The sequence below is a fragment of the Streptomyces sp. NPDC020845 genome, assembly GCF_044334165.1.
Taxonomy (GTDB): Bacteria; Actinomycetota; Actinomycetes; order Streptomycetales; family Streptomycetaceae; genus Streptomyces.
The window spans coordinates 90,908-103,948 of record NZ_JBIRSJ010000016.1 but is presented as its reverse complement, the minus strand read 5'-3'; the positions used below and the strand labels follow the sequence as shown (position 1 = coordinate 103,948).

Sequence of the window (13,041 nt, the reverse complement as noted above, 5' to 3'; positions counted from 1 at the left end):
GCCCCGGGACCGCGCGCACGGTCGCCGGGGCCCTTTCCTTCCATGGCCAATTACGGTGAGTGCACTCATCGTTGCGCTCCGGCACGTATGCTCAAAAGAGGCCAGTGGTCCCGGCGAAATCCACGGGACCAGGAGGGATGGACCGATGACGTTCCAGCCACGCGAGCTCTTCCCCGACCGCTCCGCACGCGACCTGTTCGGCGCGGAGATCCGCCGCCACCGAGAGAAGGCGGACATGTCCCTGCGGCGGCTCTCCGAGGTGCTGAACTACAGCAAGTCGCACCTCGCGCGGATCGAGGCGGCGGAGTGCCTTCCGTACGACGATCTTCCGGCGAAGCTGGATGCGTGTTTCGGGACGGACGGGTTGTTCGCGCGGCTGCACGCGCTCGCGAAGAACGAGCCGTTCCCGGGCAAGTACCGCCGGATGATGGATATCGAGAGGCACGCGGTCGTCATCGAGGAGTACTCCTGCGCCACCATCCCCGGCCTGCTCCAGACCGCTGAGCTGGCAAGGGAATCGCTACGTATCGGCAACCGCCACGCTCCAGACGCGGAAATCGAGGCCATGGTGAAGGCCCGCCTCGACCGGCAGGCACGGCTGGACCGGCCTCAACCCCGGGAATGCTGGTTCATCGTGGACGAAGCGGCGTTGCGCCGCCCGGCGGGAGGCCCCGAGGTGATGTGCCGCCAGATGGAGTCCCTCGTCGAGCGTGGGACACATCCCTACGTAACCATTCAGGTCCTGCCGTTCAGCGCAGGCCAGCACGCCGAGGCGGGCAATTCTCTGATGCTCTTCACCCTGCCGGATGAGCCGATGTTCGCCTACAAGGAGGACAGCCGCTTCGGAACGATCATCGAGGACCAGGGCGTAGTTGCGAAGCTCCGGAAGAACTACGATCTGTTGCGGGCCATGGCCCTCTCGCCCCGTGACTCCGAGGCGATGATCCGAGCCGTGATGAAGGAATGGACCTCATGGGGATCACCCCGGACCTGAGCACCGTTGCCTGGCGCAAGAGCAGCTACAGCAACAACGACGGAGGGGCATGCGTCGAGGTCGCCGACAACCTCCCCGGCGTCGTCCCCGTCCGCGACTCCAAGAACCCCGAGGGCCCCGCCCTCATATTCCCCTCCCGCTCCTGGGCCACGTTCATAGCCACCCTCAAGGCACCCGCCGCCTAGTGTTCCGACCGGACTTCCCGACCCATCGACAGGATTTCCCGCCCCCGCTCGCCGGTGATCATCTCGGCGAGCGCGGGGTCGGCGAACAGCACTACGGGGGCAATGTGGTCCTCATGCAGCGGACGCCATAGCCGTATCGCCTCCTTCAGTTCGGGCCAGGCCGCGTCAATGAGCTGTCGCTGGCGCTCCCGTGCCCGGTCGTATGCGCCGAAGGGGTCGTGCGCTTCGACGTCGGCCGGCACGCCGTCCTCCGATTCCTCGCTGACGAGGACCGTGGAGACCGTCAGGGTTGATATTTCCACGCGCATGACGGGCTGGCCGTCCACCCACGCCTCTTCGTAGGTGGCATTCCGTCGCTGCTCCTCATACGGGTCCGGGACCTGGAACGCGGGGTCGGCGGCCAGTCGGTCCGTGATGTGGTGGACCGCGGCGTTGAATTCGGGGTTGCCGAAGGAGAGCTGGAAATCAGGGGCGGCGCGGCGGGCCTCGTGGTCGGCGATGAGCGACCGCAGCCATTCCGGGCCGTTCTCCTTCGAGAATCGCAGCGTCGACCATCCGTGCGGCAGATCACGAGTGCGGTCTTCCTCGAAGACAAGAGGCATCAATTCGTCTTCGAACAGGGGATGTTGCAGGATACCGGGATGGTGCGCGTAGTTCACGACATGGCTGATCCCGGCCTCGTGCTGACCGACACCGAGCATCGTCAACATCTGGAACCGCAGAAGCAGAGCCCGCTCGTTGCCGAATTCCTCGGCCTCGGTCAGTGCCTTCAACGGGCCGTCGATTTCCCCTTTGAGGGCAGCGAGCCGGGCCTCTTCTACCTTCTCGTCCCAGCGGTCCTTGGTCTCCCCCTCCGGTTTCCGCAAAGCATGGAACGACTTGTACTGGTCATACATCAACTCGTAGAAGGAGTCGAAAGGCTCCAGCCCGTTCCCCGACCACGAAGCGAGCCAGTAAGCGGTCCACTCCCCACGCTCATTCACGTCCCCGGGGTCAAGGAGGATATCCGCCGCGTCACCATCGAGCGATACGAGCAGAGAACGCCTCAGCACCGCTGCCTCGTTGATCACGTCAGCGTCTTCTTCCTCCTCTTCTTCATCCTCGCTCTCTGCGTCGCCCTCCGCGAGTTCGTCATAGATTTCGATCAGGTACGACCGGTCGGAGTCGGTCAGCCACTCCAACTCAGCCGTTCCGGCCAGCCGGTAGATGAAGCAGCCCGCGTCCCGCCACCCGTTGGTAACCGCCAGGAATTCGCGCAGTGACACCGGCAGAGTGCGGCCCAAGCGGGCCTCGGCCGCCGCGATCTCCTCCTCGCTCGCCGGGGCGAAGCCGAGCCAGCGGTCACGCACGACGGCCTCGTCCAGTTCGGCGTCCTTCTCGGGGTCATGGCCGTCGATCCACTCCTCGCTCCACTGCTGGAGGAACGGACGCCACTGCTCGCGGTTCACCGATGTGCTCCCTCATCTCGAGGCCACTACTGCAGGACAAGAACAGCACAGGGGTACGACAACCGCCCGCAACGGATGCCGTGGCTTCCAACGCCACCAAGGTCGGTCACCGCGACGCCCGGGTGCGGGTGAATCGGCCGCCGCGGGGCCAGAAGGCGCCCGAGGCGGGCATCTTCTTCATACGGGCGCAGGTCGGCCAGGGCGAGGCGGTCACCGTTTTGCCGCGTCACCCACCGCGTACACCTCGGGGTGGGGCACCGACCGCTGCGCGGCGTCCATGACGACCCGGCCGCGCTCGTCGACGGTCAGCCCGGCGGCGGCCGCCAGCGGCGAGACCCGCGTACCACTCGTCCACAAGACCACGTCGGCGGCGATGCTCTCCCCGCCCGCCACCTCCACCGCATCCGGCGGCACCTTCGCCACCTCGACCCTCGAGCGCACCTGAACACCCAGCCGCGCACGAACTCCGCACCGGTCCCCTCCAGTAACTCCGGGATGCTCAGCTCCGCGAGCTGCTGCCCGGCCGCCGTCATGTGCAACTGCAGGACATGAGGTCGATGTGGCGCCCAACACAGCCGTGGCGCTAATTTCGCTACCGTCGTTGCGTAAATAGCTCGGATCCCGCTACGGTCGATTTACGAAACGCCAGTAGCGGAAAGGTGGTGAGCGTGGCGATGGCACAACGGGGCCGGCCTCGCGACACGGAGGCGGACGAGCGGATCCTGCACGCGGCGCTGGAACAGCTACTGGCCCACGGCTACGCGGGCTTCGCGGTGGACAAGGTCGCCGAGCAGGCCGGAGTGGCCAAGACGACGCTGTACCGGCGCTGGCCGACCAAGGACCACCTGGCCATCGCCGTGGTCGCCCGGATGCAGGACGACGTGGCCGTGCCGGACACCGGGGACGTACGCGCGGATCTCACCGACTACGCCGAGCAGATCACCCTCGGGCTCAACCGCATGCGACGCGCCGGGCAACACGGAGACGCGGACGACCACTCGGCCGGAGTGGTGGCCGAGCTCGTGGCCGCGGCTGCCCGGCATCCCGATATCGGGGTGCTGGTACGTGAGGTCTTCACCCGGCGCAACCAGCTGGTGCTCGGGCTGATCGAACGTGCCCGGCAGCGCGGCGCCCTCACTGCCGCCACCGACCCGGGCCTGCTGTTCGACCAGCTCGCAGGCGCGCTCTACTACCGGCTCCTGATCACCGGCCGCCCGATCAACCGCGCCTACGCCGAACGCCTCGTCAACGCCGCCCTCACCGGCGTCCTTCCCCACCCGGAGAACCGATGACCATGACCACGACCGCAACGGAAACCGCTGTCCGCCCGCCCCGGAACCGCCCGCCCCGGAACCGTCTGCGCCGCCGTCGGCTGCTCGCCGCGCTCGGAGTGTTCCTCGTCCTGCTGACCACCTACACGATCTGGACCAACGCCCGCCCCTACACCCTGAAAGCCTCGATCGAGATCGAGGCCACCCCCGAGGAGGTCTGGCAGGTCCTCACCGACCTCCCCGCCTACCACGAGTGGAACCCGTTCGTGATCTCCGCCAAGGGCACGGTCAAGAAGGACGCCACGCTGCGCCTGGTGATGCACGACGACACCGGAAACACCACCTTCACCCCCACCGTGCTGGCCGCCGAGCCGGGCAGGGAACTGCGCTGGATAGGCAGGATCGGCCCCGGCTGGATCTTCGACGGCGAACACCGGTTCAGAATCGATCCGCTGGAGGGTGGCCGGGTCCGGGTGACGCAGAGCGAGGACTTCACCGGCGTGGCGGTCCCGTTCTACCAGGGCACGCTGCACGACAACACCTTGCCGCAGTTCAAGGCGATGAATCAGGCCCTCGCCGACCGGATCGCCGCCCTCCGGTCCTCCTGACACGGTGGGCCGGCATGCTGAGGCAGGAGGTGTGCCGACGTCATACAGCCATCGACCGCGGCGCCGGTGCCGGGTCGCCTCGGTCGTGGCCGCCGCCGTACGCCTGCCAGGCCGTCGCCAGGCGACGTACCGCCTCGACCAGGACATCGGGGGTGGCGAGGAAGTGGATGCGAATGAACTCCTTGCTGCCCCCGGAGGCGTCCAGTCCGCTGCCGGGAAGTACGGCGACGCCGTGGCGGAGGGCCGTCTGGTCGAAGGAGTCGCCGTCGCCGTGCGGGAGGCGCGCCCAAAGGGTCTGGCCGCCGGTGACTGGCGGGGCCTGCCACTGTGGCAGTTGTTGTGCCCGTTCCACACGCAGGTGGTCATGGCGGGCCTGGCGGTCTGCCGCCATGTCCTGGCACAGGGTTTCCAGGCGGGGCAGCAGTTCTGCCGCGGCGAGCTGTGCGGGGAAGTTGCCCCCGAGGTCATGGACCGCACGGAGCCGGGCGAGGCGGCCGATGACCGGCCTGGTGGCTCGTATCCAGCCGACGCGCAGCCCGCCCCAGACGCTCTTGCTGAGGGAGCCCATCGTGATGACGGTGTCGCTGTACACCAAGCAGTACGGAAGCTGAAGCGCGCTTCGGTCGTCAGCCCAGTGCCCCGGGCGCCCTCCCGCGGCGCCCGGGGCACTGGCGTATCAGGGCCGCGCGGAGGACGGCTGAGCGGTGGTGGCCGCGCCGCCGAGCCACTTCAGGCCGTCGAGCAGGAATCGGTTCTGGGTCTCGCTCGCGAAGGTGGACGACAGGGGTGTGTTGTTCGCGTAGTCCATCGCGTTGTGGCCGAAGTTCGCGTACAGCATCTTGTACGTGGTGTTCGTCCACAGGATCGGGTAATAGCCGCTGTACCAGCTCTGGTCGGGATCGGTGCCGAGGGGGAAGCTGCTCGGGTCGACGGAGGCCAGGATCTTGATGTTCGGGTTCTGCCGCAGGTCGTTCGACCAGCTGTACCACTCGCTGACCGACGAGGTGAACAGGGCGGGCAGGTTCTTGGTGGCGGGGTGGGTGCGGTCCTCGACCTTCAGTTTGGCCGTGGTCGGGCCCCAGGTGTTGGACTTGAAGTTGCCGCTGCCGAGGAACTGGTTGTGGTACCAGGACCAGTTCTGGGCTTCGGTGGTGAAGGCCGACACATGGAAGCCCATCCAGGCGCCGCCGCCGCGCATGTACCGCTCGAAGCCGGTGCGCTGGGCGGCGGTCTGCGGCAGATCGTCGAGGAAGAGCACGACCTGGTAGCCGTTGACCCCGCCGTCGGCGAGCAGGTTCCAGTTGTTGCTGGCGGTGTAGGTGAAGCCGTTCTGGGCCGCCTGCTTGGGGAACCAGTCGTTGGCCTCGTGGACGAAGTTGATGTGCGCGGCGTCCCAGGTGCCGCTGTAGAGGGCCAGTACCTTGAACGCCGCCCTCGGGGTCTTCGCGGTGTGCGTCGTCGCGTGGGCGGCGGGGGCTGCCGTCAGGCCGAGCAGTACGGCCAGCAGGGCCAGCAGCCGCAGGGCCGCGGACACCGCGCGGGACGGTGTGGTGCGTCGGATGTTGGACACGGGGGCTCCTTCCCGTTGCCGTTACGGATAGGCGACGAGGTTGGCCACGTTGGTGGCGGAGTTGGACGGGCCGCCGCGGTCGTTGACGACGTGGCGGATGGTGCCGGTGCCGCCCAGCGAGACGGTGACCATGTCCTTGAAGCGGACGTTGGGGTTGTTCGGCGCCTCGATGGCGTGCTCGGCGGTGACGCCCGGGTTGACGTTGAAGTAGCAGTAGCTGCCGAAGCCGTAGACCTGGTGGCTGGTGACGGAGTCGGCCACCTTGTAGGCGGCGTAGCCCTGGGTGGAGCCGTTCATCCAGGCCGCCTGGTTGGGCGGGTCGTAGGGCATCTCGTTCTGGTAGAAGTACGTGCGGCCGCCGTTGCCGTTCCAGATCGTCTGGTGTTTCTGGTAGTGCTCGACGAACAGGCCGTACATGGTCACGTCGTCGCCGTTCACGACGAGCCCGGTGTCCGCGGTGTTGCTGGTCCAGCCGACGCCGCTGCCGTGGTCGGCGCGCCAGATCCACATGTGGTCCCCGATGACGTTGTCGCTGTTGACCACGAGGCTGGTGGTGGCCTTGCCGACGCCGCTGCCGCCGACGCGGAAGTACACGTCGTGGAGGGAGGTCGGGTTGGCGGCGTGGGAGGCGGAGGCGCCGGTGGGGCCGACCTCCATCACGGTGCGCGAGTTGGTCGTTCCCGCGTCGAAGAGAAGGCCCGCGATCTTGACTCCGTCGACGTCCGCGACGGTCATGGCGGTGATGCCGTTGTCCGGGACGAAGGTGGCGAGGCCGAGCCCCAGGACGACGGTGTCGGCGCGGGTCACCTTCAGCGTCTCGTTGAGGTGGTAGACGCCGGGGGTGACCAGCAGGTTCTTCCCCGCGGCCAGGGCCGTGTTGATCTGTGCCGCGGTCGCGCCGGGCTTCACGACGTAGAAGTCGTCCAGCGGGAGGGAGGCGCCGGGGGCGTTGCCCGCGGCCCAGCTGGTGGCCGAGGAGTCGGTCCTCGTGGACGGTACGAACACCTTGTAGGCGCCGGAGCCGTCCACGTACAGGAACGGCTTCTCGCGGGACACCGGGGTCCGGTCCACCGTGGTGTACGGGGGGTTGGGGAAGCTGTTGCCCGGTACGCCCTGGCTGCCGACGAAGACCATGTTCCAGTTGGACCCGGTCCAACTGCCGAGTTGCGCGTTACGGGTCAGCCACTGCTGCTGGCTGCCGGACCGCACCTGCCCGTCGATCTTGCTGTCGGCCAGATAGCCGCCGCTGGACCAGCCGCCGTCGTCCAGGGCGAGGTTGCCGCGCAGATGCATCCGTCGGTACGGGGCGGCCTGGGAGACCGCCCACCGGTCCGTGCCGCCGTTGGGGGTGACCGACAGGTTCTCGGCGCCGCGCCAGAAGTTCTGGGTGGCGTTGCCCTGGAACCAGTCGGCCTCGGCGTGGACCGCGCCGTTGATGGTCACCGCGTCGGGTGACTGGCCGAGCCCCAGGACCTGGGTGTAGAAGCCGACGTTGACGTCGTTGCTGTAGGTGCCCGGCTTGAACATCACCGCGTAGCGCTGGGAGCCGAACTGGTTGGTCTCCTGCTGCTGGAAGATGGAGTTCAGCCGGCTCTGGATGGTGGCCGACGGCATGGACGGATCGAAGACGACGACGTTCGGGCCGAGGTCCACATCGCCGCCGGGCGGGGCGGACACGGGCGCCACCTGGAACCGCTGGGCCGCGGTGCCGTTGCAGGTGTACTGGACCAGTTGCACGCTGTCCGCGGTCGAGGCGGAGGGGACGTCCAGGCATTTGCCGCTGTGCCGGTTGACGAAGTGGTAGGCGCCGCCGCCCTCGTCCACGGCCTGCCACTGCTGGTTGTCGCCGCCTCCGTAGGTCCACAGTTGGAGGGGCGCGTTGTCGCCGGTTGACACGTCGGTCACATCGACGACCTGGTTGGCGTCGTTACGGTTGTTGATCCGGACGTATCCGTCGCTCGTCGCGGTGAAACTCCACTGCTGGGCCGTGGAGTTGTTGCAGCCGTACTGCTGCACGGCGGTGCCGTTCGCGGTCGCGGCGGACCGGGCGTCCAGGCATTTGCCACTGCCGCTGTTCACGACGGTGGCCCATTCGGTGGGCAGGGCGGCGGCCGCGGTTGCGGCTGCGGCTGCCCGGGAAGGGGTGGCGGTCAGCAGCGATGCGGCCGAGAACGCGACCAGGGTGGCCGCCATCGAGGCGCGTGTGGCGCGGGCATATCTGTGGCGGCGGCTGCGACTGCCGCTGCCCTCTCTGACCTGACGCACGATTCGGAGCACAGGTCCTCCTGTCGCCGTGGGGGGGCAGTCGGCGGATGGCCGGCGGCGATGGGTGAACCTAAAGGTCTGAACCAAAGACGTCAAGAGGTGAAGCAAGCAAAGGGTTTCCCCCGAGGATCACCCCAAAAGACTTGAACGCGCAGCGGGATCCCGACGATCCCGACGAGATGCCTGCCGGAGAGTGAGTGCGGTGACGACGGTGACCGCCATCGCCCCTGCACCGAGCCAGGCCGCTGTCGTATATCCGGTATCGGTGGGGAAGGTCGCACCGGTCGGAGTCGCGGCCGCCAGAGTCAGCCCGCCGAGGGCGCTGCCGACCGAGAAGCCGACGCTGCGGACCACCTGGTTGAAGCTCATCGCGCTGGAGGTCTCCTCGGTGGGGGTGACGGCGAGGATGGCGGCCGGTATGGCCGCCGAGAAGACACCGACGCCAAGACCCAGCACGCCCATGACCGCGAACGACAGCCACAGCCGGCCCCGGGTCAGGGCGAACAGGATCAGCGCCGCCAGCACGGCCGCGCCCCCGACGGCGAGCACCGTGGCCGGAGCGAGCCGCTTGCGCAGCGGCGGCACCAGCTTTCCGCCCGCGAACCCCAGCGCGGAGAAGGGCACCAGCACCAGGCCCGCGACGAAGACATCGACACCGAACCCGTAGCCCGCCGACCGCGGCGTCTGCACATAGCGGGTGACGAGCGTCAGCAGCAGATACATGCCGATGCCGCCGAGCAGCATGACCGCGTTCGCCCCCGCCACCGCGGGGTTGCGGAGGAGGGCGAGATCCACCAGCGGGGCGGGCGATCGGCGTTCGCGGTGCACCCAGGCGCCGAGCAGCGCCGCCGCCACGGCCAGGAGGGCTGCGGCAAGCGCCGGGTGATCGGTCCATACGGTGGTCCGGCTGATGGTGAGAAGCAGGGCGATCAGGCCGCCGCCCAGCAGCGTCGCGCCCGGCACATCGACCGCCGAGGCGCGGCCGGCCGGCGGCTGCGGTACGGACCACCAGGCGGCGGCGAGCGCCACCGCGGTGATCAGCAGGCCGAGCCCGTACGCCGCGCGCAGCCCGGCCACATCGGTCAGCAACCCGGCCAGCGGATAGCCGACACCGATGCCGACCGTGGAAGCCACCGACAGCAGCGCGATCGTCGGGCCCGAGCGCTCGCCGGGCAGATGGTCGCGGGCGACCCCCATCATCAGCGCCGTGAGCCCCAGCCCGGCCCCCTGGGCCACCCGCCCGGCCAGCAGCCAGCCGAACGACGGCGGCACCACCGTCAGCAGACTGCCCACCACGACCACGGCCAGAGTGGCCAGGATGACCTGGCGGCGGCGCGGGCCGGTGCCCAGCCGGCCGAGTACGGGGGTGGCGACCGCGCCGACCAGCAGCGGGGCGGTGAGCGTCCACTGCGCGGCGGCCAGCGACACATCGAACTCCCCCGCCACCGAGGTGATCAGCGGCGCGCCGAGGCTGCCGACGACGGCGACGACGAGCGCGATGAACATCAGCGCGGGCACCAGCGGCACCATCCGGCGCTGGGGGGTGGCCGCGGGCGTGGTGCCGCTCGCGGTCATCGGTTCGTCTCGGTGGTGAGGTGCGAGAAGAGGCCCGCGTGGATGCGGGTGGTCGCCTGACGCGCCCAGTCGGCGTCGATGTCCGCGGCGGCGAGGGCGGCGTTGGTGTTCAGCAGCATTCCGTACGCCATGAACGTCTTGATCTGCACCGGATCGAGGCCGGTGGCATCGCTGACGGTCTGCCACATCTCGCCGAAGCTCTCCCGCACCGCCTCGCGCACCTCGTCATCACCGCAGGCGGCGAACGCCTGGCGCTGGAGCAGCAGCAGGGTGTGGTCCTTCAGGTTGTCGTTGTAGCGCAGGCCCATCGCCGCCAGCGCGTCGAGACCGGACTCCGAGCCCGCGGCTGTGGTGAGACCGTCCGCCATCGTGGCGAAGGCGCGGCGGACGACCTCCAGGAAGAGCTGCTTCTTGGTGCCGAAGAGGCGGAAGACATAGGCGTGTGTGATGCCCGCCTTACGCGCGATCACCTCGGCCGACACCCCGTGCAGGCCGTGCGCCGCGAACTCCTCCGCGGCGATCTTCAGCACCTGCTCACGGCGGTCGGCGCCGGCCAGCCGCTTGCCACGCCCTGCGGGCACGGCCACCTCCCCGGTAGGAACTAGTAAGTCACCTGTAACTTAACCCTCTCGCTGTCGGCCCGCACGGGTAGGGTCCCGGGTTTATGACAGACACGTACTCGCCCATTCCCGAACTGAACCTGCTCGCGGAGTTCGAAGGCAGCGTCGACGACTTGTATGCCGCCGGGTTCTCGCTGGACACATTCGGACGCGACAACACCTTCCTGAAAGACCCGGAGCTCGAAGCCCGCCTGATCCTCTTCGCCGAGGCCAACGCCAGCGGTTCGCTGTACGCGCTGTGGCGCGTCGACGACCGGACCGACCTGGCCACCCTCCCCGTCGCCATACTCGGCGACGAAGGCGGAATCCATCTCGTCGCCCGCGACATACGGGAATTCCTCCAATTCCTCGCGTCCCTTGAAGAGGAGCCTTGCTGCGACTGGGACGAGCCTCTCGGCTTCCGCGACAGCGAGCCGGTCCCCTGTCGGGACGAGTACCTCGCCTGGCTGGACCGGAACTTCGGCCTGGCCCCACTGGAGGACCCGTACGACAGCGTCGAAGCGGCCCTCATGGAACTGGGGAAGGCGTTCACGACCTGGATATATCCGCTGATCCCGGATGCCGTGTACTCGCCCTGCCATGAGCTGAATCTCCTGTGGGAGTTCGAGGAGAGCCTTGACGGGGACTACGCGGCCGGATTCGGGCTGGCAGTGGAATTCGGGGAGTACGGATATGGCGAGGCCCCGGAGAATCCGGAACTCGCCGAGAGTTTGGTTCCTTTCGCCGTGGCGAACAGCAGTGACGCGCTGTACGTCCTGTGGCGCGTCGACGACCGGACCGACCTGGCCACCCTCCCCGTCGCCATGCTGAGCAGCGAAGGCGAAGTCCATCTCATCGCCCGCGATATGCGGGAATTCCTCCAGTTCCTCGCATCCCTCGACGGCGAACCGTGGAACGACAGCGGCCGTATCGCCTTCCGCGACAGCGAGGAGAGCCCCGGCCGTGAGGCGTACATCGCCTGGCTGGACCGTCACTTCGGGCTGGCCCCGGTGGATGCCCCGGGCACCGTCGTCGAAGCGGCCCAGGCCGAGCTGGGAGAACGGTTCGCGGCCTGGCTCGCTCCGCGCGTCGGCCGCGCCTAACCTGGGCGTCTCACGTGGCCAGCCTTGAGGAGTTGCAGTGAGCCGCCGTCTCGTTTCCCTCGTCACTCCTGTACACGGACCCGCCGTGTCCCTTTTGCCGGAAGCCTACGCGTCGCTCGCTCAGCAGGAGCTTCCCGAGGGCTGGGATTGGGAGTGGTTGGTGCAGGAAGACGGCGAAGGTGTCAACGCCGCCGCGCACCTCCCCGGCGACGACCCCCGAATATCCATCGACTTCTCGCGTCGTGGTGGTCCTCAGGTCGCCCGGACGATGGCGTTCGCCCGCAGCTGCATATCCGGGGAAAGCGAGTTCATCAAGGTTCTGGACGCGGATGACCGCCTGGCGCCGGGCGTGCTCGCCCGGGATATCGACATTCTGACCCGCTATCCGAAGGTGGGGTGGACCACATCGCGCGCGCTGGACCTCCTCCCGGATGGCTCGACCGTGGGTTTCGAGGGAGACCCTGAAAAGGGCGTGCTCCCGGCGGGAAGTGTGTGGCAGTACTGGCAGCTCAACAAGCGGGCCCAGGTCCACCCCGCAACGCTCTGCGCCCGCCGCGATCTCATGCTGGTCCTCGGTGGGTGGATGGCGCTGCCGGCATCAGGCGACACCGGCCTGCTCCTCGGGCTCGACACCCTGGCCGACGGATGGTTCCACGACGAGGTCGGCCTTCTCTACCGCAAGCACCCCGACCAGATCACCCAACATCCGTTCCACTCGCAAGGCCCGGAGTGGGAGGCCCGCATGCGCATCATCGAAGAACACACCCGCGCGCTGCGGGCCATGATGGGCGTCACGAGTCCAGATGGCTCGTGTCACCGAGGCTGACGACCTGGCGATTGTGGAAGAAGTCGTCTTCGCGCAGCACGGTGATACTGCCGGAGGGCGCCCGGAAGCTGACCGAGCCCAGCGACTCGAACGGCATCTTGATCCAGGCGGCCACGACAAACGTCAGCGCGAAACCATGCGTCACGACGATCTGGTGCTCACATGGGCGCCGCAGGGCCTCGTCCATGGCCGCGTACACGCGCCGCGCACACTCCCCTCTGGTCTCGGCACCCCGCAGGCCCTCGTGGTGTCCCATCCGATCCCCGGCCGCAGGCGGGGGGACGAACCGCCGGTCCAACCACTCCCGCGGTCTGCCCTCCGCCTCCCCGTAGGACTTCTCCCGCAGTCTGCGATCCAGGACCGGTTTCGCACCGAACACTTCGGCCACCTCGTCGGCCGTCTGCCGAGCACGCTGTAGATCCGAGGTGATCAGCTCCACCTCCGCGCCGTCGGGGATCACGGCCCGCAGCGCCCGGGCGATACGGGCCGCCGCGCGCCTGCCGGCAGGTGTGAGCTGCGAGTCGTGCCATCCGCCGACCACTCCCTCGATGTGGTGCGTCGCTTCCGGATGTGCGATGACGTAAATGCTGCGCATCA

General features: G+C 68.3%; 12 protein-coding genes and 2 pseudogenes. 6 read left to right on the top strand and 8 right to left on the bottom strand.

Translation table 11 applies throughout. The annotated features are described in order from the left end of the window. The first annotated feature begins 145 nt into the window (after positions 1-145). Positions 146-994: a Scr1 family TA system antitoxin-like transcriptional regulator gene (locus ACH4U7_RS37725; protein ID WP_398532275.1), complete on the top strand. Its 849-nt coding sequence runs from the start codon at positions 146-148 to the stop codon at positions 992-994. After that, a complete protein-coding gene (locus tag ACH4U7_RS37720) occupies positions 973-1,179 on the top strand; it encodes a DUF397 domain-containing protein (RefSeq protein WP_398532274.1) in 207 nt (68 codons plus the stop codon). The genes ACH4U7_RS37725 and ACH4U7_RS37720 overlap by 22 nt, the downstream gene beginning before the upstream one ends. On the opposite strand, the gene ACH4U7_RS37715 is transcribed toward ACH4U7_RS37720, so the two are convergent. Together ACH4U7_RS37715 and ACH4U7_RS37710 are read right to left on the bottom strand one after the other, a co-directional pair. After that, positions 1,176-2,627, bottom strand: a complete 1,452-nt coding sequence (locus ACH4U7_RS37715) for an SMI1/KNR4 family protein (protein ID WP_398532273.1) — start codon at positions 2,625-2,627, stop codon at positions 1,176-1,178. The two genes, ACH4U7_RS37720 and ACH4U7_RS37715, sit on opposite strands and share 4 nt — an antisense overlap. Before the next feature lie 106 nt (positions 2,628-2,733). Next, a pseudogene (locus ACH4U7_RS37710) lies at positions 2,734-3,134 on the bottom strand (FAD-dependent oxidoreductase); the annotation flags it as partial. Positions 3,135-3,301: 167 nt separating this feature from the next. Between ACH4U7_RS37710 and ACH4U7_RS37705 the strand changes: the two are divergent. Further along, entirely contained in the window at positions 3,302-3,919 is a 618-nt protein-coding gene (locus ACH4U7_RS37705) for a TetR/AcrR family transcriptional regulator (protein ID WP_398532421.1), read from the top strand. 2 nt (positions 3,920-3,921) lie between these two features. Further along, positions 3,922-4,506 (top strand): SRPBCC family protein, encoded by a 585-nt coding sequence (locus ACH4U7_RS37700; protein WP_398532272.1) that lies wholly within the window; start codon positions 3,922-3,924, stop codon positions 4,504-4,506. Between the two features lie 40 nt (positions 4,507-4,546). On the opposite strand, the gene ACH4U7_RS37695 is transcribed toward ACH4U7_RS37700, so the two are convergent. From ACH4U7_RS37695 to ACH4U7_RS37675, 5 genes and pseudogenes are all read right to left on the bottom strand, one after another. Then, complete coding sequence (locus tag ACH4U7_RS37695) at positions 4,547-5,098, bottom strand: aminotransferase class I/II-fold pyridoxal phosphate-dependent enzyme (protein ID WP_398532271.1); 552 nt, start codon at positions 5,096-5,098, stop codon at positions 4,547-4,549. A gap of 99 nt (positions 5,099-5,197) precedes the next feature. Beyond that, positions 5,198-6,040: pseudogene (locus ACH4U7_RS37690) on the bottom strand (ThuA domain-containing protein); the annotation flags it as partial. 57 nt (positions 6,041-6,097) lie between these two features. Beyond that, positions 6,098-8,269, bottom strand: a complete 2,172-nt coding sequence (locus ACH4U7_RS37685; RefSeq protein ID WP_398532420.1) for an RICIN domain-containing protein — start codon at positions 8,267-8,269, stop codon at positions 6,098-6,100. A 201-nt stretch (positions 8,270-8,470) separates the two neighbouring features. Beyond that, entirely contained in the window at positions 8,471-9,916 is a 1,446-nt protein-coding gene (locus ACH4U7_RS37680) for an MFS transporter (protein WP_398532270.1), read from the bottom strand. Then, entirely contained in the window at positions 9,913-10,497 is a 585-nt protein-coding gene (locus ACH4U7_RS37675) for a TetR/AcrR family transcriptional regulator (RefSeq protein WP_398532269.1), read from the bottom strand. Before ACH4U7_RS37675 ends, ACH4U7_RS37680 begins: the two co-directional genes overlap by 4 nt. Positions 10,498-10,580: 83 nt before the next feature. Here ACH4U7_RS37675 and ACH4U7_RS37670 point away from each other — a divergent pair, with 83 nt between their 5' ends. Together ACH4U7_RS37670 and ACH4U7_RS37665 are read left to right on the top strand one after the other, a co-directional pair. Next, on the top strand, positions 10,581-11,618 hold the full coding sequence (locus tag ACH4U7_RS37670) for a hypothetical protein (RefSeq protein WP_398532268.1): 1,038 nt from the start codon (positions 10,581-10,583) through the stop codon (positions 11,616-11,618). 37 nt (positions 11,619-11,655) lie between these two features. Beyond that, complete coding sequence (locus ACH4U7_RS37665; protein ID WP_398532267.1) at positions 11,656-12,444, top strand: glycosyltransferase family 2 protein; 789 nt, start codon at positions 11,656-11,658, stop codon at positions 12,442-12,444. Here ACH4U7_RS37665 and ACH4U7_RS37660 read toward each other — a convergent pair. Further along, a complete protein-coding gene (locus tag ACH4U7_RS37660; RefSeq protein ID WP_398532266.1) occupies positions 12,410-13,039 on the bottom strand; it encodes a histidine phosphatase family protein in 630 nt (209 codons plus the stop codon). The two genes, ACH4U7_RS37665 and ACH4U7_RS37660, sit on opposite strands and share 35 nt — an antisense overlap. Between the last annotated feature and the right edge of the window lie 2 nt (positions 13,040-13,041).